Annotated in this window: 22 protein-coding genes; 8 read left to right on the forward strand and 14 right to left on the reverse strand. The window is 64.7% G+C overall.

The genetic code is table 11. The features are described from left to right. The first annotated feature begins 55 nt into the window (after nt 1-55). Nucleotides 56-958 carry a LysR family transcriptional regulator gene (locus A9O65_RS01085; protein ID WP_064701111.1) on the forward strand — a complete coding sequence of 301 codons (903 nt, stop codon included), beginning with the start codon at nt 56-58 and terminating at the stop codon, nt 956-958. Between the two features lie 5 nt (nt 959-963). Here the strand turns inward: A9O65_RS01085 and A9O65_RS01090 are convergent, their stop codons facing one another. Then, a complete protein-coding gene (locus tag A9O65_RS01090; protein ID WP_064701112.1) occupies nt 964-2,004 on the reverse strand; it encodes a calcium/sodium antiporter in 1,041 nt (346 codons plus the stop codon). Nucleotides 2,005-2,236: 232 nt separating this feature from the next. Then, nucleotides 2,237-3,616, reverse strand: coding sequence for an L-serine ammonia-lyase (locus A9O65_RS01095; RefSeq protein ID WP_064701113.1), 1,380 nt, complete (start codon nt 3,614-3,616; stop codon nt 2,237-2,239). A gap of 198 nt (nt 3,617-3,814) precedes the next feature. Between A9O65_RS01095 and A9O65_RS01100 the strand changes: the two genes are divergently transcribed. After that, nucleotides 3,815-4,741 carry a LysR substrate-binding domain-containing protein gene (locus A9O65_RS01100; protein ID WP_064699206.1) on the forward strand — a complete coding sequence of 309 codons (927 nt, stop codon included), beginning with the start codon at nt 3,815-3,817 and terminating at the stop codon, nt 4,739-4,741. A 68-nt stretch (nt 4,742-4,809) separates the two neighbouring features. Further along, a complete protein-coding gene (locus tag A9O65_RS01105; protein ID WP_064699205.1) occupies nt 4,810-5,448 on the forward strand; it encodes a hypothetical protein in 639 nt (212 codons plus the stop codon). 86 nt (nt 5,449-5,534) lie between these two features. Here A9O65_RS01105 and rpoD read toward each other — a convergent pair whose 3' ends face one another. The 3 genes from rpoD to rpsU form a co-directional block, all read right to left on the reverse strand. Further along, the gene (rpoD, locus tag A9O65_RS01110; RefSeq protein ID WP_064699204.1) at nt 5,535-7,382 is read right to left on the reverse strand and encodes an RNA polymerase sigma factor RpoD; all 1,848 of its coding nucleotides are present in this window, start codon (nt 7,380-7,382) and stop codon (nt 5,535-5,537) included. 258 nt (nt 7,383-7,640) lie between these two features. Next, complete coding sequence (dnaG, locus tag A9O65_RS01115; protein WP_064701114.1) at nt 7,641-9,464, reverse strand: DNA primase; 1,824 nt, start codon at nt 9,462-9,464, stop codon at nt 7,641-7,643. Between the two features lie 122 nt (nt 9,465-9,586). After that, entirely contained in the window at nt 9,587-9,802 is a 216-nt protein-coding gene (gene rpsU, locus A9O65_RS01120) for a 30S ribosomal protein S21 (RefSeq protein WP_013333229.1), read from the reverse strand. A gap of 257 nt (nt 9,803-10,059) precedes the next feature. Here rpsU and tsaD point away from each other — a divergent pair, with 257 nt between their 5' ends. Then, nucleotides 10,060-11,088 carry a tRNA (adenosine(37)-N6)-threonylcarbamoyltransferase complex transferase subunit TsaD gene (gene tsaD / locus A9O65_RS01125; protein WP_064701115.1) on the forward strand — a complete coding sequence of 343 codons (1,029 nt, stop codon included), beginning with the start codon at nt 10,060-10,062 and terminating at the stop codon, nt 11,086-11,088. 30 nt (nt 11,089-11,118) lie between these two features. Here tsaD and A9O65_RS01130 read toward each other — a convergent pair whose 3' ends face one another. Then, nucleotides 11,119-11,703, reverse strand: coding sequence for a glycerol-3-phosphate acyltransferase (locus tag A9O65_RS01130; RefSeq protein ID WP_249260694.1), 585 nt, complete (start codon nt 11,701-11,703; stop codon nt 11,119-11,121). 136 nt (nt 11,704-11,839) lie between these two features. Between A9O65_RS01130 and folB the strand changes: the two genes are divergently transcribed. Then, nucleotides 11,840-12,205 (forward strand): dihydroneopterin aldolase, encoded by a 366-nt coding sequence (gene folB / locus A9O65_RS01135; RefSeq protein WP_064699201.1) that lies wholly within the window; start codon nt 11,840-11,842, stop codon nt 12,203-12,205. Beyond that, nucleotides 12,205-12,720, forward strand: a complete 516-nt coding sequence (gene folK, locus A9O65_RS01140; protein ID WP_064701116.1) for a 2-amino-4-hydroxy-6-hydroxymethyldihydropteridine diphosphokinase — start codon at nt 12,205-12,207, stop codon at nt 12,718-12,720. Before folB ends, folK begins: the two co-directional genes overlap by 1 nt. Nucleotides 12,721-12,790: 70 nt before the next feature. Here the strand turns inward: folK and A9O65_RS01145 are convergent, their stop codons facing one another. The 8 genes from A9O65_RS01145 to A9O65_RS01180 form a co-directional block, all read right to left on the reverse strand. After that, nucleotides 12,791-13,936: a tRNA nucleotidyltransferase/poly(A) polymerase-related protein gene (locus A9O65_RS01145; protein WP_064701117.1), complete on the reverse strand. Its 1,146-nt coding sequence runs from the start codon at nt 13,934-13,936 to the stop codon at nt 12,791-12,793. Further along, nucleotides 13,920-14,267 carry a thiosulfate sulfurtransferase GlpE gene (gene glpE, locus A9O65_RS01150; RefSeq protein ID WP_064701118.1) on the reverse strand — a complete coding sequence of 116 codons (348 nt, stop codon included), beginning with the start codon at nt 14,265-14,267 and terminating at the stop codon, nt 13,920-13,922. Before glpE ends, A9O65_RS01145 begins: the two co-directional genes overlap by 17 nt. A gap of 28 nt (nt 14,268-14,295) precedes the next feature. Next, nucleotides 14,296-15,102, reverse strand: coding sequence for a symmetrical bis(5'-nucleosyl)-tetraphosphatase (locus A9O65_RS01155; protein WP_064701119.1), 807 nt, complete (start codon nt 15,100-15,102; stop codon nt 14,296-14,298). Nucleotides 15,103-15,172: 70 nt separating this feature from the next. Continuing rightward, the gene (apaG, locus tag A9O65_RS01160) at nt 15,173-15,562 is read right to left on the reverse strand and encodes a Co2+/Mg2+ efflux facilitator ApaG/CorD (protein WP_064701120.1); all 390 of its coding nucleotides are present in this window, start codon (nt 15,560-15,562) and stop codon (nt 15,173-15,175) included. Next, nucleotides 15,562-16,368, reverse strand: coding sequence for a 16S rRNA (adenine(1518)-N(6)/adenine(1519)-N(6))-dimethyltransferase RsmA (gene rsmA / locus A9O65_RS01165; RefSeq protein WP_064699195.1), 807 nt, complete (start codon nt 16,366-16,368; stop codon nt 15,562-15,564). The genes apaG and rsmA overlap by 1 nt, the downstream gene beginning before the upstream one ends. 37 nt (nt 16,369-16,405) lie before the next feature. Then, nucleotides 16,406-17,449, reverse strand: a complete 1,044-nt coding sequence (gene pdxA, locus A9O65_RS01170) for a 4-hydroxythreonine-4-phosphate dehydrogenase PdxA (RefSeq protein ID WP_064701121.1) — start codon at nt 17,447-17,449, stop codon at nt 16,406-16,408. Beyond that, nucleotides 17,446-18,090 carry a SurA N-terminal domain-containing protein gene (locus A9O65_RS01175; RefSeq protein ID WP_064701122.1) on the reverse strand — a complete coding sequence of 215 codons (645 nt, stop codon included), beginning with the start codon at nt 18,088-18,090 and terminating at the stop codon, nt 17,446-17,448. The genes pdxA and A9O65_RS01175 overlap by 4 nt, the downstream gene beginning before the upstream one ends. Before the next feature lie 75 nt (nt 18,091-18,165). After that, nucleotides 18,166-20,631, reverse strand: a complete 2,466-nt coding sequence (locus tag A9O65_RS01180; RefSeq protein ID WP_064701123.1) for an LPS-assembly protein LptD — start codon at nt 20,629-20,631, stop codon at nt 18,166-18,168. 165 nt (nt 20,632-20,796) lie between these two features. Here A9O65_RS01180 and A9O65_RS01185 point away from each other — a divergent pair, with 165 nt between their 5' ends. Beyond that, complete coding sequence (locus A9O65_RS01185) at nt 20,797-21,840, forward strand: aminoglycoside phosphotransferase family protein (RefSeq protein ID WP_064701182.1); 1,044 nt, start codon at nt 20,797-20,799, stop codon at nt 21,838-21,840. Further along, nucleotides 21,837-22,502: an N-acetylmuramate alpha-1-phosphate uridylyltransferase MurU gene (gene murU / locus A9O65_RS01190; RefSeq protein WP_064701124.1), complete on the forward strand. Its 666-nt coding sequence runs from the start codon at nt 21,837-21,839 to the stop codon at nt 22,500-22,502. The genes A9O65_RS01185 and murU overlap by 4 nt, the downstream gene beginning before the upstream one ends. The last annotated feature ends 47 nt before the right edge of the window (nt 22,503-22,549 follow it).

Here is a 22,549-nt window from a genome sequence, read left to right on the forward strand (position 1 = left end):
CAAACGCATGACATTATTGTCACATAGCAACAATGACGAGAGAGGCAACACCGGAATGCAACGCTGGGACCGTGTCGAGGCCTTCATCGAGGTCGTGCGCCTGGGCGCCTTCAACGCCGCCGCCGAACGGCTGAGGGTATCGAGCTCCCATGTCAGCCGGCTGGTCAGCCAACTGGAAAACCAGCTGGATACCCCCCTGCTGTACCGAACCACACGCCGCATTCGATTGACCGAGGCCGGCCGCCTCTATTACCAACACTGCCATCATCTGTTCGATGGCTTCCGCGAAGCCGAAGCTGCGGTCAAGGAGCTCCAGACCCGCCCCAGCGGCCTGCTCGGTCTCACCTGCGCCACCACCTTCGGTGAACGCTATCTGGCGCCCCTGGTCCATGACTTCATGCGTCTCCACCCTCAGCTCGAGGTGCGCATGCACTTCACCAACCGGCGAGTCGACATCATCGATGAAGGCTTCGACATCGCCATCCGCATGGGCACGCTCCAGGACTCATCGCTGATCGCTCGCCGGCTGTGCGAACGTCGCGAGTACGTGGTCGGCTCACCCGACTACTTCACCCATTACGGCCAGCCCCACGCCCTCTCCGAGCTGGCTCGCCATCGCTGCCTGGTGGGTACGCGTGATCACTGGCGATTCGACGTCAACGGCGTGCGCCGCGAGATACGCATCGATGGCCCCTGGCGCGGTAACTCCGGACCGGCCCTGCTCGATGCCGCGCTCAAGGGATTGGGGCTTGCACAGTTGCCCGACTACTATGTCGACGAGCATCTGGCCCGGGGCGAGTTGATCAGCGTGCTCGACGCCTACCGACACGACGATACCGCGGTCTGGGCCGTCTATCCCCGCCACCGGCACCGCTCCCCCAAGGTTCGCCAGTTCCTCGATTACCTGGTCGCCGAGCTCGGGCCCAGCCTGCCGGCACAACGCCGGCCGAGCGCATGACGTCCCTAGGTGTGACGGCGACGCTCCTGCACTACCAGCACCACGAGGGTCAGGGCCGTGATGGGCAACACGAAATAGCTCATCACCGCTCCGAAGCCTTGCAACGCGTCATGATGAGCGACCTGCAGTACCAGATAAGCGGTATAGGCCAGGTAGTAGCCCAGCAACACTCCCCCTTCCCAGCGGTTGATCGTGCCGCCGGTCAGGCAGATCGGCAGGCAGGCGAGCGCCACGGCGAGCATCACCGGCATGTCGAAGCCCAGCATGGCCGCCGAGACACCGATGCCGGACGGCGCCAGCAATCCGGACAGCCCCAACACGCCGAGGATGTTGAAGATGTTGCTGCCCACGACATTGCCCACCGCAATGTCGCGCTCACCCCGCAGGGCGGCGATGAGCGACGTCACCACCTCGGGCAGCGAGGTACCTGCCGCCACGATCGTCAGCCCGACCACCTGCTCGCTGATCCCCAGCCTGGCCGCCATCTCGACGGAGGCGCCCACGAACCAGCGCGAGCCCAGCACCAAGAGCGCCAGCCCACCGAGCACCATGCACAGATTGAGAGGCAGGGGCGTGTTCGCCTTTTCGGACGGCGGCGGCGCCTCACGTCGATTGTGCAGAAACAGAAACAGCAGGTAAGCGGCCAGGCAGGCCACCAGCAGCAGGCTATCAACGCGCCCCAGCCGCCCATCGAGCGACAGCACCAGCAGCAGCCCGGAGAGGCCGATCATCAGCGGGATGTCCAGGCGGATCAACTGAGGGGCCACCGTCAGCGGCACGATCAGTGCTGCGACACCGAGGATGAACAGCACATTGAAGATGTTGCTGCCCACCACGTTGCCCATGGCAATGCCGGCCTGGTCGTCAAGGGCCGACTTCACGCTGACCGCCAGTTCCGGCGAACTGGTGCCGAAGGCCACCACCGTCAGACCGATGATCAACGGCGAGATCCCCATCCGCAGCGCCAGACGCGACGCCCCCCTGACCAACACCTCGGCGCCGACGATCAACAGCGCCAGGCCGGCGACAAACCCGATAATCATCATGTGTGCCCTCTCGATCGCGCTCTCCTGACAGGTTTGCCATGGAGATCTGCCCGATGGTTATTACACCGGTCGAGGTAGCGGTGCAACTGCGTTCCGACCAAGAGAACGACTCGGCCAAACGCCCCATCCCGTCACCGGCACGAGAAGCCCATAAGGGAGGCTCATAAAAAAGCGCGGCACCCGAAGGATGCCGCGCAACAAGGCTGAAGGCACAGCCCAGGAAACGATCGGTTCAGCATTCGATGGCATTGACGGCCAGGCCGCCCTTGGAGGTTTCCTTGTACTTCTCCTGCATATCGGCGCCGGTATCGCGCATGGTACGGATTGCCTTGTCCAGGGAGATAAAATGCTCACCGTCGCCGCGCAGCGCCATCTGGGTGGCATTGATCGCCTTGACCGAGGCGATGGCATTGCGCTCGATGCAGGGCACCTGGACCAGCCCACCGACCGGGTCGCAGGTCAGGCCCAGATTGTGCTCCAGGCCGATCTCGGCGGCATTCTCGATCTGGCCGACGCTGCCTCCCATCACCTCGGTGAGCCCGGCGGCGGCCATGGCACAGGCTGAGCCCACCTCGCCCTGACACCCGACCTCGGCGCCGGAAATGGAGGCGTTCTTCTTGCAAAGAATGCCCACGGCACCGGCGGTCAGCAGAAAATCCACCACATTCCGCTCGCAGGCATCCGGCTGGAACTTCATGTAGTAATGCAGCACGGCCGGAATAATGCCTGCCGCGCCATTGGTGGGTGCGGTCACCATCCGGCCACCGGCGGCATTTTCTTCGTTCACCGCCAGAGCGAAGACATTGACCCAGTCCATGGCGGAGAAGGTGGAGGTGATCAGGCTGGTATCATCCTCCATCGCCAACAGTCGACGATGGAGAGCGGCTGCACGCCGCTTGACCTCGAGACCACCGGGCAGAATGCCCTCATGCGCGAATCCCTGGTTGACGCAGTCCTGCATGGCCTCCCAGATGCGCCAGAGACCGGCACCTACCTCGGCCTCATCCCGCCAGGCCTTCTCGTTCTCCATCATCAGCTCGCTGATGCGCATGTCATGCAGGCGACACAGGGCCAGCAATTCAGCAGCACTGTTGAAATCGTAGGGCAAGGCCGTGGTGTCGGCATCCAGCTCATCCCGGTCGACCTGCCCCTGATCGACCACGAAGCCGCCTCCCACCGAGTAGAAGACATTGCGGTACAGCTCATCGGAGTGACCGTGAGCCACCAGCGTCATGGCATTAGGATGATAGGGCAGACTCTCGTCATGCCACTGCAGGTCGCGCGCCCAGACGAAGGGGATCGCCAGGTGCCCATCGAGCAGCAGGGTCTGGGATTCCAGCAGCTCCTCGATACAGGGCGAGACGATCGCTGGGTCGATGTGATCGGGACGTTCTCCCATCAACCCCATGATCGTCGCCCGATCGGTGCCATGTCCCTTGCCGGTGGACGAGAGCGAGCCATGCAGATGGATCTCGACCCGAGCCACCCGTTCGAGCAGATCTCGACCACGCAACGCCTGGACGAAGTCATAGGCCGCCCGCATCGGGCCCACCGTATGGGAGCTAGATGGACCGATACCGATCTTGAACAAGTCGAAGACGCTGATTGCCATGGTGATGCCTCATTGCGCGACCGGGGGAACCGGTGATCAGGGTCTGGTGGAAGGCGATTGTCGTAGGCCTTCTCTCATGCTTTTGTGTCAGTCAGGCTAAAGCCAAGTGGCATTTACCTTGTTTGACCCTTATGTTGGAGCCACGTTTTTCCTAGGGCAATCGAGAATATCTCGCTTTCAGTATAGTATGACTAAACCATGAGCCGTCTTCTCAACTCTCAGACCCACGCCTGGCTGAAGGTCTTCGCCGTCAGCGCTCGGCATCTTTCCTTCACACGGGCAGCAGAAGAGCTGCACGTCACCACGGGTGCTGTCAGCCAGCAGATCAAGCAGCTGGAGGATCGCCTCGGGTTCAAGCTGTTCCGGCGCCTACCCCGGCGCCTTGCCCTGACAGAGGAAGGCAGGCGACTCGCCACGGTGGTCGATGACGCCTATCAAGCCGTCGGACTCGAGGTCAAGCGGCTGCGCAGCGGGGTCATGAGCGGCATCATCCGCCTGCGCAGCGTCCCCTCTTTCCTCAACAAGTGGCTGATGCCTCGCCTGCCCCGACTGCAGGCACGCTTCCCCGATATCGAACTTCACGTCACCGCCGAGGACAGCAGCACCTCGCTGCGAGAGGGCGATTTCGACCTCGCCCTGGACCTCAACGACGGCCAGACCCCGGGGCTGGCCATCACCCCGTTGATCGAGGAGACCATCTTTCCGGTCTGCGCACCCTCGCTGCTGCGCGGCCGCCCACCTCTGCGCCGCCCCGAGGATCTGGCCTGGTATCCGCTGCTGCACGACGTAACCGCCTGGCGCGGAAGCCGCGACTACGGCGAATGGGAACACTACCTGGAGGCCATTGAGGCCCCCTCGGTCAACGTGCACCGCGGCTATACCTTCAATCGCAACCATCTGACCATGGAAGCCGCCATCGCCGGCATGGGCGTGGCCATCGCTCGCCAGACACTGATCACCAACGAACTGGACACCGGTGCCTTGATTGCCCCCCTGGAACGACGCGTTGCCACCGGCATGCGCTACGGCATCGTCTACGCTGCCGGCGCCCTGGACGACCGTCGTGTGAAAGCCGTGCATGACTGGCTCGTGGAAGAGGCGGAAAGACCGCTTCCCACCCGCTAGCCCCGAGCGACGACAGAACAAGATGCGTATAATATCGGGCTTCGATTCACCTCGCCGCGAGAAGACAGATGCCCAAGATTTCTCCCGACCGGATTAGTTTTCGCGCCACCTGCCTGAGAGCCCTGGCTTACCTGCTGATCATTGCCGCCCTGATGGAAGGCGTCATGCAGGAGGCCCAGCAGTTCGTCGACGTCCGGTTTTCGGAATCCGGATTCACCGAGCTGACCCAATCCTTCTTGCTGCTACTGGCCACAGGGCTGGCCCTTTCCGTACGGGTCTGGCAACGCCAGCTGCCCAATGTCGCCTTGCTGCTGGTCGGACTGCTCGGCGCCTCGTTCATCCGCGAGCAGGACGCCTGGCTCGACACCTATGTCTTCGACGGCGCCTGGCAGACGCTGGTGACACTGCTGGTGCTTCCCGTACTGTTCGTGGTGATCCGCCACCGCCGCGCCTTCGTGGCCGAACTCGAGTCGATCACCGGCACCTTCTCCTTCGGGCTCTTCGCGGCCGGCTTTCTGACCACCTATGCCTTCTCGCGTCTCTATGGGCGCAGCGAGCTTTGGCAGGCGATCCTGGGCGATCATTACCTGCGTATCATCAAGGATGCAGCGGAAGAGGTCACTGAACTGTTCGGCTATACCCTGCTGCTGTTCGCCATGCTGGAGCTGGTGCTGCTGGTACGTCGCCGACTCGCCGCCGAACGGTAAACCTCCAGGCGAGGCCGAAACGACGACGCCCGCGGGGCAAACCCGCGGGCGTCGCACATTGAGCCGGATAGTCGACGTATCGCCGGCTATTCGTCGAGGAAGGAGCGCAGCGGCTCGGAACGCGAGGGGTGGCGCAGCTTGCGCAGCGCCTTGGCCTCGATCTGGCGAATCCGCTCGCGGGTCACGTCGAACTGCTTGCCGACCTCTTCGAGGGTGTGATCGGTGTTCATGTCGATACCGAAGCGCATGCGCAACACCTTGGCCTCGCGGGCCGTCAGGCCGCCAAGCACATTGCGGGTGGCCTCGATCAGCCCCTCGCCGGTGGCCGAGTCGATGGGCAGCACCATGGTGCCATCCTCGATGAAATCCCCCAGGTGGGAATCGTCATCGTCGCCGATGGGCGTCTCCATGGAGATCGGCTCCTTGGCGATCTTGAGCACCTTGCGCACCTTGTCCTCGGGCATCTCGAGACGCTCGCCCAGCTCCTCGGGCGTCGGCTCGCGCCCCATCTCCTGCAACATCTGGCGCGAGACGCGGTTGAGCTTGTTGATGGTCTCGATCATGTGCACCGGAATCCGGATGGTGCGCGCCTGGTCGGCAATCGAGCGCGTGATCGCCTGACGAATCCACCAGGTGGCATAGGTCGAGAACTTGTAGCCGCGGCGATACTCGAACTTGTCCACCGCCTTCATCAGACCGATGTTGCCTTCCTGAATCAGGTCCAGGAACTGCAGACCGCGGTTGGTGTACTTCTTGGCGATGGAAATCACCAGACGAAGGTTGGCCTCGACCATCTCCTTCTTGGCCCGACGCGCCTTGGCCTCACCGATGGAGAGCTTTCGGTTGACCTCCTTGAGGTCGGTCACCATCAGCGCCACCATCTCTTCCTCGAAGGCGATCTTGCGCTGTGCACGCTGGATGTCGCCCTTGAGCGGCGCCAGGCGATCGGCGTACCTGGCATTCTCGGCCATGAAGGCATCCACCCAGTCCTGACGGGACTCATTGCCCGGGAAGGACTTGATGAAGGTCTTGCGCGGCACCTTCGCCTTCTTGACGCACATCTGCATGATCGCCTTTTCCTGGGCACGCACCTGCTCGACGCTGATACGCACCTGTCCGACCAGGCGTTCGAAATGCTTGGGCACCAGCTTGATCGGCGAGAAGAGCTCGGCGAGACGCGCCAGTTCGGCCTGAGCCTGCTTGGCATCGCGACCATGCTCCTCGATAGCGCGACGCGCCGCCTCGTTCTGCTCGCGAATCTGCTCGAAGCGTGCCTTCGCCTCTTCAGGGTCCGGCCCACCCCCGGATTCCTCTTCCTCGGCGTCATCGTCGTCATCGGCGGCTTCACCGTCAGCGGCGCCCTGCTCGAGCTCGGGTTCCGGTACATCGGCCTCGGCCACGCCGGGAATACCCTCGTCGGGATCGATGAAGCCCGAGAACAAGTCGGAAAGACGCCCCGGCGCCTCCTCATCCTGAGTGGCGTCATAGGCCTCGAGAATGGAATCCACCGCGCCCGGAAGGTAGGCCAGCGCCGACATCACTTCCCGAGTGCCTTCCTCGATGCGCTTGGCGATCTCGATCTCGCCCTCGCGGGTCAACAGCTCCACGGTCCCCATTTCGCGCATGTACATGCGCACCGGATCGGTGGTGCGGCCCACATCGCTTTCCACCGCCGCCAGCGCCGCCACGGCCTCCTCGGCCGCCGACTCGTCGGTGGATTGATCGGCCATCATCAGGGTGTCTTCGTCGGGGGCTTCCTCGACGACATTGATACCCATGTCGTTGATCATGCCGATGATGTCTTCCACCTGATCCGGGTCGGCGATATCCTCGGGTAGATGGTCGTTGACCTCGGCATAGGTCAGGAAGCCCTGTTCCTTGCCGCGCGCGATCAACTCCTTCAGACGTGACTGCTGCTGCGCATTTCCAGCCATAGAAACCCTATCTCGACGAAGAAGAATGAAGCACCTGAAGCACTGAGGCGGAGAAAAACTCGATAAGCCGAACAGTATAGCGGTTTAGCCTACTGTTTTGCTAGTTCGGTGTATTTGCGCGGTCATTCAGGTGTGTTAGTTTGTCCGGTTGCGTCCCGTTCGGTTACGCCCCTAATGTGGTGATGGTAGGAGAGAATTCAACCCTCGCGCCACTTTTGCCGGCGGTTTCGCGCCAGCCCGGCAAGCGCTCGAAAGACTTCACCCCTTGAGTTCCATCAGCAACTCACTCAGCCGCTGGCGCTCCTGCTGCGACAAGTGTTCGCCGGCACGGCTCCGCGCCAGCAGCGTGTCATACTCTTCCTGAGGTGAACGCTTCCGATGATGGCGCTGGAAATACGCCACCCAGTTATCCAGCTCCGCACCGCGCACCCCCTTTGGCACCAGGGGCTCACGACGAGCCAGCTCCGCCAGGCGCTCGCCTTCCGGCGTGCCATGGAAGTGCGCCAGCAACACCTGGGCACTGCGGTAGCGCCCCGCCTTGAGCAGACGCACCACTTCACGACACAGTCGGGCATCCTCCCCTTCATGGGCGCACCAGTCGTCGCTTTCCGGTAGACGCTCGACCAGTCCCGGCTCATGCACCAGCAACTGCAGTGCCCGGGCCATCAACCCGAGCGCCCCATCCTTCGCTGGCGACTCGCTCCCCGCCGGCGCCTCGACTGTCGGCGGAGCCCCTGTCTCGACGGCCGGGGCGTGCGCCTCGCTCTCGGCCTCCCCGTGGTGCTTCATCAAAGATTCGAAGCTTGACTGGTCGACGCCAGTACGGCGCGAGAGTTCCGTCAGCAACAAGGATTTCAGCACACCCTCAGGCAGCACGCCGATCGCCTCGAGCACCTGGCTCGCATAGCGCTCGCGGTCTTCGATACGCGCCAGATCGCGCCCCTGCGAGGCCTGCTCGAACAGGAATTCCGAAAGCGGGCTCGCGCAGGTTACCCTGTCCTCGAAAGCCTTGGCCCCCTCGCGACGCACCAGGGTGTCCGGATCCTCGCCCTCGGGCAGGAACAGAAAGCGTGCCTGACGCCCGTCAATCATCATCGGCAGGGCCGTACGCAGCGCGCGATCCGCTGCCTGACGGCCGGCCTGATCGCCATCGAAGCAGAACACCACCTCATCGACGACTCGAAACAGCCGCGACAGGTGATCCTCGGTGGTTGCCGTTCCCAGCGTGGCCACCGCATTGCGAATACCGAACTGGGCCAGTGCCACCACATCCATGTACCCCTCGACGATCACCAGACGATCCAGCCGGGCATTGGCCTGACGGGCCTCATAAAGACCGTAGAGTTCTCGCCCCTTGTGGAACACCGGCGTTTCGGGCGAATTGAGGTACTTGGGCTTGGCATCGCCGAGCACCCGGCCCCCGAAGGCCACGGTGCGGCCACGAATGTCTCGAATCGGAAACATGACCCGATCGCGAAAGCGATCATAGGTCCGCCCGCTGTCCTCGCGATGAACCAGCAGACCATATTCGATCTGGACGGCCTCGCTGATGCCGCGCTCGCCGAGGTGGCGACGCATTGCCTCCCACTCCGCCGGCGCGAAGCCGATGCCGAAATCCCGCACCACTTCGGGTGAGAGGCCACGTTTGTCGAGGTAGGCCCGAGCCGCCTCCCCTTCCGGCATCTTCAGTCGCTCGCGAAAGAAGCTCGCTGCCAGTTCCAGCAGATTGACGCCTTCCTTTCGCTTGCGCTCGCGCACCTGCTGCCGAGGATCATCATCCCCTTCCCGAGGCACCTCGAGGCCCAGCCGCGCGGCCAGTTGCTCCACCGCCTCGGGGAAGCGCAGGCGATCATATTCCATCAGGAAGCGCAGGGCGTTACCGTGCGCGCCGCACCCGAAGCAGTGATAGAACTGCTTGTCGGCACTGACGGTGAACGACGGCGACTTCTCCTGGTGAAAGGGGCACAGCCCCGAGTGATTGCGACCCGTCTTCTTGAGCTTGACCCGCTCCCCCACGATCTCGACCACATCGGTGCGGGCCAGCAGGTCATCGATGAAACGTTGCGGAATCTGTCCGGCCATTCAGGCTATCCCGAAAGCGGAGGAAGGGGGCGAGAGGAACACTGCAAAAACAAGCGGCCACCGATTGGCGGCCGCTTGGCGTCCTCCCGAGGCGACCCGAGAAGGGTCACCCCAAGTACGGATCAATAGAGCCGTTCGAAACGCTTGCGCTCACGCTGGAGTTTCTTCGCGTGACGCTTGACGGCGGCTGCCGCCTTGCGCTTGCGCTCCGCGGTCGGCTTCTCGTACTGCTCGCGACGGCGAACTTCGGAAAGCACACCGGCTTTTTCACAGGAACGCTTGAAGCGACGCAGCGCGACGTCAAACGGCTCGTTATCGCGTACTTTGACAGAAGGCATTAAGCACTCACCTACCTTGAAAACTTGAGTTCGGTTTGAACGCACGCCTCGGGGGCATTCATCGCGCTTCGCCCGGACGAGCCGCAGCGTGGCGAAACAAATAAAGCGAGCCCCAGGCGCACGACCCAGTCTTGCAGCGCACAGTATTCTAGTCGTCGTGACCTCACCATGCAAACCGTTTCGCGATCTCCAGCCCCTGCCGCCCTGCGCCCAAAACGCGTAGAATACCGCCATTTCCGATCCACCGAGCCATGACCATGCGCGTACTGGGCATCGAGACCTCCTGCGACGAAACCGGCGTCGCCCTCTTTGACACCGAGCGAGGCCTTGCGGCCGACGCCCTGCACAGCCAGATCGCCATGCATGCCGAATACGGCGGCGTGGTACCCGAACTGGCTTCCCGCGACCACACCCGACGCCTGTTGCCACTGATCCAGCGCGTTCTCGACGATGCCGGCGCCAGCCGCCGCGACCTCGACGCCATCGCCTACACCGCCGGCCCGGGACTGGTCGGCGCCCTCATGGTCGGCGCCAGTACGGCCCACGGCATGGCCCGGGCACTCGACATTCCGGTACTCGGCGTGCATCACATGGAGGGACACCTGCTCGCCCCCATGCTGGAAGACGATCCCCCCGATTTCCCCTTCGTGGCCTTGCTGGTCTCCGGCGGGCACACCCAGTTGGTGGAAGTCGCGGGCATCGGACGCTACCGGCTGCTCGGCGAATCGGTGGACGACGCCGCCGGCGAGGCCTTCGACAAGACGGCCAAGATGCTCGACCTGACGTATCCCGGTGGCCCGGCGGTGGCACGGCTCGCCGAAACGGGAGACCCGGGCCGACTGCGCTTCCCGCGCCCCATGACCGATCGCCCGGGGCTGGATTTCAGCTTTTCCGGCTTGAAGACCCATACCCTGACCGCCATCCGCCAGCTCGAGGCCGACGGTGCGCTCGATGACCAGGCGCGCGCGGATGTGGCACGCGCTTTCGAGGATGCCGTGGTCGATACCCTGGTGATCAAGTGCCGACGCGCCCTCGACGCCACGGGCCTGACGCGGCTGGTCGTCGCCGGCGGCGTCAGCGCCAATCATCGCTTGCGCGAGCGCCTGGAGCGCGAAACCCGTAAGCGCGACGCCAGGGTGTACTATCCACGCGGTCGGTTCTGCACCGACAACGGCGCCATGATCGCCTATGCCGGCGCCCAGCGCCTGCGCGCCGGCCAGCACGACGAACCCGGACAGATGCAGGCGGTTCCCCGCTGGCCGCTGGAAACCCTGGCCGAGCCTTGAGCCTCGGCCCCATCCATGGCTCGCGAGCGGCTAGTCGTCCCGGCCGGGACTGGACCAACGCCGCAGATAGAGGGCGTGCCGGATCAGCACCAGCAGCGTGAAGACGATCACCACCTCGGTATAGGCCGGCGCCAGCCAGAGCGCGAACAAGGGCGCCACGGCCGCGCTGGCCAAGGAAGCAAGCGCCGCGGTGCGACCGCTCCAGGCCAGCAGGCACCATAACAGCGCGCAGCAAAGCGCCACCCAGGGCGTCAACACGAGCATCACGCCGAAGGCGCAGGCGACGGCCCGCCCGCCCCGAAAGCGATACCAGACAGGATAACTGTGGCCCAGCATGACACCGAGCCCCACGAGCCCCTGCGCCCAGGGCGGTAGATCCCGGAGCAGTGCCAGCCCCAGCACCGGCATGCCCTTGACGGTATCCACCAGCAAGGTCGCCAGCGCCAGGCGCGTGCCATGCAGACGCAACACATTGGAAAAGCCGGGATTGCAGGAGCCGGACAGACGGGGATCGCTCACACCGGCCAGGCGACACACCATCAGGGCGCCGAGCCAAGTGCCACTGAGATAACCCAGGGCCATCAGCGGCAGGGTCGTTTCGAGTGTCGTCAGCACGGCCACGCCTCGAAGAAGGGTTCAACGAGCCATTCTGCCAGCCACACTCTGCCGAGAACAGCGCCCCGCTGTCGTCGGCGAGCGGGCTCGCGTACAATCACTCGCGCCTCCACCGCCAACAGCGCCAGGACCTCCGATGGACCTCGTACTGATCGAAGCACTCAAGGTCGACACCGTGATCGGCGTCTATGACTGGGAACGCACCATGACCCAGACACTGGTGCTGGATCTGGAAATGGCCACCGACATCCGCCCTGCCGCGGCTCGCGATGCCGTCGAGGATACCCTCGACTATGCGGCGATCAGCGAGCGTATCGCAGACTTCGGCGCCAGCCACCGGTTCGAGCTCGTCGAAACCTTCGCCGAACGACTCGCCGAGACGCTGCGCCACGAATATGGCATTGCCTGGCTACGCCTGACACTGCGCAAGCCCGGAGCAGTGCCTGCAGCCAAAGCGGTGGGCGTACGCATCGAGCGCGGCACACGAGAGGTAACGGACTGATGGCTCGGATCAGCGTCAGCATCGGCAGCAACATCGAACGCGAGCGCCACGTTCGCGCCTGCCTGGATGCCCTCGCGGAGACCTTCGACGGCCTGCGTGTCTCGAAGGTCTACGAGAGCGAGCCGGTAGGCTTCGAGGACGGTCGCAACTTCTACAACCTGGTGGCTCTGTTCGACTGCGACTGGACGGTGGGCGAACTGCAGGCCTGGTGCAAGCGCCTGGAAGTCGCCCACGGCCGACGCCCCGACAGTCCGAAGTTCAGCCCGCGCACCCTGGACATCGATCTGCTCGATGTAGGCGGCCTCAGCGGCGAGCACGACGGCGTCAGCCTGCCTCGCACGGAGATCCTGCACCACGCCTTCGTGCTCAAGCCACTGGCGGAACTGTTGCCCGACACGCCCCACCCGGTCAACGGTGAACGGTATCGCGACCTGTGGAACGCCCTGGACACCCGCGACCAGCGCCTCTGGCCGGTGAGCTTCATCTGGCAGGGACGCGACCTGTCCCGCGACTAGCCTCCTCGTCACCCTCGAGCCCCGGCTCGCCACGAAGACGAACGGCACTCGCCGATGTCGCAGGCAGCGCCTAACGAGCCTGCGTCATCACCTCATCGATGGCCTCACGACGACGTCGCGCCAGTTCCTCCCCGAGCGCCTTCCCCTGGTAGCCTTCATCGACCAGCGCCTTCGGCAGGATCTGCATCGCCAGCCGCCAGGCCAGCGCCAAATCCTCGGCCAGGGCGGCGTCATCCAGGCTGACCAGCGCGATCAGCGGCGGCACCCGTTCGCTGCGCCGCCAGGCATCGATGCGCTCGAGCCAGGCCATGACCCGCTCGCCATCGACCGCGCCCTCCTCGTGGACCAGACGATGCGTGCAAGCCGCCTGCTCGGCCAGACGACTCACCGCCTTGGGAAGTCGCAACCGCTCGGCCAGCCGGCGACGCCTCTCTGGTGCCAGATGCTCCACCAGGCGCGCCCAACGCCAGGGCGCCGCCTCATGAGAAGCGATATCCTCCGGTAGACGCTGCAATCGCCCCAGGGCATCATCCAGCTGCGCATCATCCGCCACCAGCTCCGGCATCAGCACCGCCAGGGCGCCACAGTCGTCAAGCGTCTGAAAGTAGACATCGGGCCAGGGTTCGCCCAGGGCCTTCTCGGTTTCCGCCCAGACCCGCTCGGCGACCAGATGCGCGATCTCGCCGCTCGCCACCAGCCGATGCATCAGCACCAGGGTCTCATCGGCAATGACGAAGCCCAGGCCGGCATAGCGTGCCAGGAAACGGGCGACCCGCAGCACCCGCAGTGGGTCCTCGATGAATGCCGGCGAGACATGACGCAGCACCCTGGCCTCCAGGTCGTCGCGGCCGCCGAAAGGATCGACCAGCTCGCCCGACGGCGTCTCGGCCATGGCATTGATGGTCAGGTCGCGCCGCGCCAGATCCTCCTCGAGGGTGACCGACGGACTGGCGTGGATCTCGAAGCCGGTGTAACCGTGCCCCGACTTGCGCTCCGTGCGCGCCAGGGCGAATTCCTCATGACTCTCGGGATGCAGGAAGACCGGGAAGTCGCTCCCCACCGGCTTGAAACCGCGCTGCCGCATAGCCTCGGGCGTGGCGCCGACCACGACCCAATCAACATCGGTGACCGGCCAGCCCAGCCGGGCGTCGCGCACGGCGCCACCGACCCGGTAGACATCGAGGCCGTCGAGACGACGATCAGGCTTCGTCGGCATCACCGGCGACCACCCGTTCGGGATGCTGCATCTGCCAGCCGGTGAAGCCGCCATCCAGACTGTAGACGTCGTCGAAGCCCTGACCCGCCAGCCAGGTGGCGGTCTGCTGGCTAGAATGGCCGTGATAGCAGACCACCACCAGCGGCTGCTCGCGATCGGCTTCGGCCAACAGCGCGGGTACCCCGTCGTTATCCAGATGACGGCTGCCAGGTAGATGGCCGGCGGCAAAACTGGCCGGGTCGCGAATGTCGACCAGCGTCAGCGGCCGCGCCGCATCCAGCCAGCCGCTCAGGGTGGCGGCATCCAGATGCTGGAAGGAAGAAGATGTCATGCGAGCCTCCGTCGTCGGAAGGAAAATGTCAGCGCCAGCCGGGCACGCTGATGCGTTCGCCGGTCTCGAGATTCAGTGCGGTCAGCTCGCCGCCCCAGACACAACCGGTATCCAGAGCCTCGGCATTGACGCGGCTGCCCGGCGTATGCCCCTGCAATGCCGCCCAATGACCGAACAGCAGGCGCACTCGGTCGCGACGGGCGAACTGAAACCAGGGCGCGAAGCCGTCAGGTGCGCTGTCGAGCCCTTCCTTGGCGGCGAAATCGAGACATCCCTCGGCATCAATGAAGCGCATCCGCGTGAAGGTATTGACGATCACCCGCTGGCGCTCGATGCCCTCGAGATCCTCGCGCCAGCATGATGGCTCGTTGCCATACATGCGTTCGAGGAAGTCCCCGGCACGCTCGCCGCTCAGGCAAGCCTCGACTTCGCCGGCCAGGCGCTCGGCCTGGTCGGCCTCCCAATGCGGGGGCACACCGGCGTGCGTCATCAGCGTCTCGCCTCGACGCACCAGCAAGGGACGACTCTGCAGCCAGTCGAGCAGTGCCTCGCGATCGGGCGCCTCGAGGATGGCCGCCAGGGTGTCCTTGCGCTTGAGCCCGGCACCGCCTCGCGCCACGGCCAGCAGGTGCAGGTCATGGTTGCCCAGCACCACCTCAGCACACTCGCCCAGCGCCATGACCTCGCGCAGGCAGTCGAGCGAGGCCGGCCCACGATTGACCAGGTCGCCAGCCAGCCAGAGTCGATCACGGCGCGGATCGAACGACAAGCGCTCGAGCAGGGCAACGAATTCGGCATGGCAACCCTGCAGGTCACCGATGGCATAGGTGGGCATGCTCGCTCCTGTTGTGGTGAGGGGATGACATGAGCGGGTCGATACAAGCCATGGCGCTCAAGCCCCGGCCTCAATGCACCTGGTTCGGCCCGGCCAGCCGAAAGGGCGCGACGGGCACCTCGAAGGGCCGCTGGGTGGCGGTGTCGACGCAGGTGAAGGCCCCCTCCATGACCCCTACGGGGCCATCGAGGATCGCCCGGCTGGTATAGCGGAAGGTCTGCCCGGGCGCGATCATCGGCTGCTGGCCGACCACGCCCTTGCCCCTGACCTCCTGCACCTGACCACTACTCTGGGTGATGATCCAGTGACGCGCCATCAGTTGCATGCTGTGCCGGGAATGATTGTGCACGGTGATGGTATAGCTGAACACATAACGTCGTTCCGAGGGTGCCGATTCGTCGACGCAGAAGGCTGGCTCGACATCGACATGCACCTGTTCGCCCTGGGGGACGGCATCCATCAGTTCCCCTCCTCCGTCAGGTGATCGGCGATGCGCACGAATTCTGCCACCGAAAGCGTCTGAGGGCGACGCCCCGGATCGATGTCCAGCGCCGACAATGCCTCGCCCGACAGGCGACGCTTGAGGTTGTTGCGCAATGTCTTGCGCCGCTGGGCAAAGGCCTCGCGCACCACCTCGAACAGCAGCACCTCGTCCCGGGCGCGATGCGGCGGGACCTCGTGCGGCGTGAGCCGCACGATGGCCGATTCCACCTTGGGACGAGGCACGAAGGCCTCCGGCGGCACGGTGAACAGCGACTCGACATGACAATGGTACTGAGCCAGCACCGAGAGGCGACCGCGTTCGGCATCACCGGGCGCGGCCGAGAGACGCTCGACCACTTCCTTCTGCAGCATGAAGTGCATGTCCGCCACGGCCTCGCCGGCCGCCAGCAGGTGGGAGATCAGCGGTGTGGAAATATTGTAGGGCAGGTTTCCCACCACGCGCAGAGCGGGGCCGTCGCCTCTCAGCTCACGAAAATCGAACTTGAGGGCATCACCTTCGTGGATGACGAACCCCGGCTTGTCGAAGAACTGGACACGCAGCCCCGGTATCAGGTCACGATCCAGCTCGATCACTTCGAGTTGCCCCTCTGCCGCCTCGAGCAGGGGCTCGGTCAGCGCTCCCTGACCTGGACCGACTTCCACGAGCCGCTGGCCGGGCCTGGGGCCGATGGCTCGTACCAGCCGGGAAATGATGCCGGGGTCACGCAGGAAATTCTGGCCGAAGCGCTTGCGTGCGCGATGACCCGTGGGGCGGGATGACATTCAGGGGTGTCCTTCTATCGCTATGATCTTCTGTGCATCACGCGCCGCGCTGCACCATCTCGATGGCCAAGCTCACGGCAGTGATCAGGCTGCCCGGATCGGCCGAACCGCAACCGGCGAGATCCAACGCCGTGCCATGATCCACCGAGGTACGAACCCATGGCAGGCCCAGGGTGATATTGGCAGCGCGTCCGAAACCAGCGTACTTGAGCACCGGCAAGCCCTGGTCATGATACATCGCCAGGACGGCATCGGCTCGGGCCAGATGATGCGGGGTGAACAGGGTATCCGCCGGTAACGGCCCGTCAAGCGTCAGCCCTTCTGCACGCAGCGCCTCCAGGGTCGGGATGATGACATCGAGTTCCTCGCGCCCCAGATGCCCGCCTTCCCCGGCATGGGGATTGAGCCCGCAGACCAGGATGCGTGGCGACAGGACACCGAAACGATGTCGCAGTTCGGCGTCGAGGATACGCAGGATACGCGTCAGGCGAGGCCCGGTCACGGCATCGCCCACCTCGCGAAGCGGCAGATGAGTGGTGGCAAGGGCGACTCGCAGCGCTGTCTCGCCATGCCAGGTGGATGACATGGCATGCAGAGCCGGATCGGTGGCGAGCATCATGACGACCTCATCGACACCGCAGGCATCACGCAGGTATTCGGTATGGCCCCGGAAGTCGGCATGGCCCGCCTCGATGATCACCCCCTTGTGCAGGGGCGCGGTGACCATGCCCGCCGCCTCGCCAGCCTGGCAGGCGGCCACGGCCCGGCCCAGGGTCTCCAGCACGTAAGCGGCATTACGTGCCTCCAGCTCCCCAGGCCGACAAGGTGCCCTCAGTGCGACGGGCCATACCGGCAGCACGCCGGCGCGGGGCACCGGTGGCGTCTCTCCCGGGGCGAGTGCGAGAACCGTGACGTCACAACCGACGGCTCGAGCGCGCTCCTCGAGCAACGCCGGGTCGCCCACCGCCACGACACGCGCGGAGGTCGGCATGTCGCGTGCCATCACCACCGCAAGCTCGGGGCCGATGCCGGCCGGCTCGCCGGTGGTCAGAGCAAGAACGGGTAGGTCAATGTCGCTCACGACTCCGATCCGAGGCGCTCTTCCACAAAGGCCTGAGAACGAATCTCCTGCACCCAGGCTTCCATCTCGTCGTTGGCCTTGCGCTGGAACAGCGCCTGACGGGCCTGCTCGGCCGTCACTCCGCCCCCCTGCTGTTCGATGAAACGCTCGACCTCGGCCTCGGAGATGCTGACCCGGCTGCCGACACGGCGCTGCTGGATCTGACGCATCAAGAGTTCACGGCGCACCTGATCGCGCACCACGCCGAGCGACAGCCCATCGGCCTCCAGGGCATCGGCGAACTGTTCCAGGGTCATGCCATTGTTCTGGGCGATGGCCCGCACCTGACGGTTGAGCTCGGTATCGTCCACGCTGAGATTGGCTTCCCGCGCCATCTGCAACTGGATCTCCTCGACGACCAACCGGTCGAGCACCCGCTGACGCAGCACGTCATCCGGCGGCATCTGCATGCCCTGGGATTCCAGCTGGGCACGGGTCCGTGCCACGCGACCCTCGAGCTGGGAGTTCATGATCGCGCCCTCGTTGACCACCGCCACGATGCGGTCCAGGGGCTGACGCGCCTCCTGGGCCATGGCGGCCCCCACCGGCGCCAGGCCGAGGCACAGGGCCAGTGTCAGGGTGGCAATATGTCGGCTGCGCATGTCTATCCTTCCTTTCGTCATGATGGGTAGCGAGAACGCCTGAAGATGGCGGTCTTGCGCGGTTTCAGGCACCGATCAGGGGCGGCCGAAGTCGGTGCCAAGATAGCCGGGGACCGACGATTCGAAAAAGCCTCCGGCCTCCCCGCCGACGCCGCCCAGGCCCTTGAACACGAAACGCAAGAAGAGCCCGCGATCGGTGGTATCGTCCTCGATGGTATTGGCGGTGTCCTCGTCATCGATCCACTCGCGCCACACCAGCTGCAGACCATAGCAGCAGTCGTTCCACTGCACACCCGCCAGTTGCTCGAGCATCCGGTCATTCGTGTTGTCGTAACGTACCCCACCGATCAGGTCCAGGCGATCCATCGCCTTGTAGGCGAAGGAAGCGGAGAACTCTTCTAGATCGTAAGTCCGGGTGTCCTCGAGATCCTCGGCGGGCTCGAAGCCTTCGAGTTGCCAGCGATAGCCGAGGTTCAACACATGCCCGGCCTCGGCCCGGTATTGCACATCGAATCCCGTGCTTTCGGTGCGACTCTTGCGGTCGTCGTAGAGCCACTCCCAGCGAGTGCGCCAATGATCGTCGATCCGCCAGTCGAGCTGCGTCACCCAGGGCGAGCGTTGACGAGTGGCCCGATAACGCTCATCCGGATCCTCGGGCAGAGTGTCGGAATTCCCTTGCATGTCAATGTGCCGATCCTCGAAGTAGGCCGCCTGGCCCAGCCCGAAGGAAAGCCGTTCACGACCGCTGCTGTCCTCGAGAAAACGGCTCTTCACGCCATAGGAGAGCCGGTTGAGATCACCGACGCGATCACCGCCGCTGAAGCGATAGGGCGACCATAACTGGTTCCAGGAAAAGGCCAGCTCCGAGGTGTCGAAGTCGGGAAACTCGCTCTGGTCCCGCGCCGGCACGTACGCATAGTTGAGCCGGGGCTCCAGGGTCTGGCGGAAGGCATCACCACCGAATTCGAGATCACGCTCGAAGACCAGCCCGGCATCCACGGAAGCCACCGGCAGCGTGCGCGTCAGGCTCTCGTCGCGGTCGGTGAGACGATCGCCATAATCCAGCTCATAGCTGGTATGGTGCAGCTGCAGTCGTGGCTCGAAAAAGCCCCAGGTCGTATCGCCTCGCCAGCCGACGGCCGGCGTCAATTGCAGCCGAGCCCCGTTGGCCGCCTCGCGCAGCGGCACCTGGCGCTGACGGTCCTTGTAATCGTAGAAGCCCTGTTCATCACCCTCGATATCACGCCAGAAGTAGGTCGCGTTGGCCTTCCACTCCTCGTAGAAACCGACATCCTGCTGCCAGCGCGCCTCGGCGGTCAGGCTCGGCAACCGGTAGAACGGCTTGTCGTTCTCGTCCAGGGGATCGTCCAGCACCTGATAGCCCTGGGCCTTGCCCTCCAGCCGCCAGGTATCGCCACGGTATTCGATCTGTGCCAGGCGCTTCATGCTCTGGGTGTCGGTGTCGCCGAACGTCTGGCCGAAGTCATCGAAATAGTTGCCATCGCTGGCGGCGCCATAGCGCAGCTGATAACGGGTACGCTCATCGACGCGGCCAGCGTGGCGATAATCGAGGTACCAGCGGGCATCGCCATCCTCCAGCGTCGAATAGGCCGACGCTTCATCGCCGGCACGTCGGTCGTCGGCAATATAGGCGCCCTCGATGGTGCCCGCGTCGGAGGGCAGCAAATAGCGATATTCGCCGCCGAGCAGCAGGCCACGATCGCTGATCACCCGAGGCGTGATGGTGGCGTCCTGATTGGGCGCGATGTTCCAGTAGAAGGGCTGGGCATAATCGAGCCCGTCACCGGAAACCCCGAGTGTCGGCCACAGAAAGCCGGTCTGGCGACGCTCGTCGATGGGGAAACGGACCCAGGGCCAGTAGAAGACCGGCACCTCGCCGACCTCGAGGCGAGCATGGCGCGCGGTGCCGAAACCGCTCTGCCGATCCAGCTCGATGTCATTGCCCACCAGGCGCCACAGGTCGTTGCCCGGCTCACAGGTGGTGAAACTGGCCTCGGTGAGCTGATAGCGCCCTTCCGCGACACGCGCCAACTGCACGGCATCGCCGCGCAACCGCTGTTCATGGGCCACATAGTGTGCCTGGTCGATGCTCGCCGCCTCGCTGTCCAGCGAGAAGGAGGCGGCATCACCACGCACCAGCAAATTGTGATCACGCAACGCCAGCGGCCCTTCGGCCACCACACGCTCGCGGGAAGCCGGCACTCGCACCTGCGGCGCCTCGAGCTGGGTATTGCCACGCCGCAGTACCACTTCACCGCTGAGGACCGTCTCACCATCCTCGCCGTACTGACCGTCATCGGCCTCGCTTGCCACCTTGCCTTCGGGTGGCGCCGCCAGCCGATACGACGGCATCTGGTAGTATCCCCGACACACGGCTCCCTCGGGGCGATCCTCGCCCCATGGGTGCCAATCCAGCTGCTCGGCCGGCAATGACTCGGGGGGGGCTGCCCACAGCGGGGCAGTCACCATGCTCGAGGTCACGAGGCCGGCCAGGGCCGTCCAGGAGGATCGATTGCCCATGTTCAACGATGTCCTTGGCGGAGTGAATCGGTATTATACAGCCCCTGAACGAGCTGTCCCGCCGACGAGCCCTGTCATCGCCGACGACATCGGGCTTCAGCATGCGGCGACGCCTTGGGGTCGTCAACCAAAGGACGTCCCGGACCGAACGAAACAGAGGTGAAGATGCCAGAGGCCGACACGACCTCGCGCCATGCCGCCCTTCTCGCGTGGGCCGCCGAACGCCACGGGATTGCGCCCGCCGCCCTCGACCTGCGCCTGGCCGCCGACGATGCCAGCTTCAGACGCTATTTTCGGCTGGTCCTTCCCGATGGCACCCAACGTATCCTCATGGACGCGCCGCCGGACAAGGAAGACAGCGCCCCCTTCGTGGCCATTGCCCGCCGCTGGGCGGACGCCGGCCTGCCGGTCCCCGACCTTTATGCCGTGGACCTGGACGCCGGTTTTCTGGAGCTCGAGGACCTCGGCGACACGCCCCTCCAGCACTGCTTCGAGACGTCAGAGGCCCCGATCACCCAGGCCTGGCACGACCGGGCCCTGGCATTGCTCGACATGTTGCAGAATCGTGCCGACCCGGCAGGATTGCCGGCCTACGACGCCAGCCTGCTGGGTCGCGAACTGGACCTCTTCACGACCTGGAGCCTGGAGCGCTGGCTGGCATTGCCCGCCCCGCCAAGCTGGCCCGCGCTTCGTCAGTCGCTGATCGATACCGCCCTGGCCCAGCCAGTGGTGACCGTGCATCGCGACTTCGATGCCATGAACCTGATGGTGGTCGACGACGAGCTGCGCCTGATTGATTTTCAGGACGCCGTGGCCGGCCCCTTGAGCTATGACCTGATCTCGCTGCTGCATGGCCGCTATTGCCGATTTTCGGCAAGCCGTCGCCGCGCCTGGATCGAGGCATTCCGCCAGCGAGCCGTGGCCGATGGCCGCCTGGACAGCATCGAACCACAGTCATTTCACCACTGGGTCGCCTGCATGGCCGTGCAGCGTGCCCTCAAGGTCATCGGGATCTTCTGCCGCTTGACGCTGCGAGACAGCCGCCAGGGCTATCTCGCCCGCATACCGCATTTTCTCGACCACCTGGAGGATGCCCTGGCAGAACTGGACGAGCTGGCCGATTTCCGGCACTGGGTCGCCGATACCCTTCGTCCGGCCCTGCTGGCCAAGCTGGCGGCCCAAGGCATCACCTGGGAGCACGTGGCATGAAGGCGATGATCCTGGCCGCGGGGCTCGGCACTCGCATGCGTCCGCTTACCGACCATTGCCCCAAGCCGCTGCTGGAAGCCGGCGGCAAGCCGCTGATCGTCCATCATCTGGAACGACTTGCCCATGCCGGCATCCGGGAGCTGGTGATCAACGTCAGCTACCGCGCCGAGCAGATCGTCGATGCCCTGGGCGATGGCAGCGCCTTCGGTGTGTCCATCGCCTGGAGCCATGAAACGACCCCCCTGGAGACCGGCGGTGGCATTCGCCAGGCTCTGCCCCTGCTCGGCGACGAGCCCTTCCTGCTCGTCAACGGCGATGTCTGGTGCGATCTCGATCCCGCCACGCTGCCATCATCGCTGGGCACCGACCTGGCGCGGCTCGTGCTGGTCGACAATCCGGACCATCATCGCGATGGCGACTTCTTGCTCGATGCAAACGGTCGCGTTCGAGAAGGGCCTGGCCCGCGCCTGACCTATGCCGGGATCGCCCAGCTCGACCCCGCCCTGGTCGCCGATCGGGACGAGGGCTCCTTCGCCCTGGCGCCGCTGCTGCGTGCCGCCATGGCCGACGATAGAGTCACCGGCCATCATCACCGGGGACAGTGGGTCGACGTGGGCACTCCCGAACGACTCGCTTCCCTGGACCGGATCCTGCGGGGCTGAGTCAAACGCCGGCAACTGCTATGCTGACGCCCCCTACTCGTCTTCTG

This window comes from Halomonas caseinilytica, from assembly GCF_001662305.1.
GTDB lineage: Bacteria > Pseudomonadota > Gammaproteobacteria > Pseudomonadales > Halomonadaceae > Halomonas > Halomonas caseinilytica.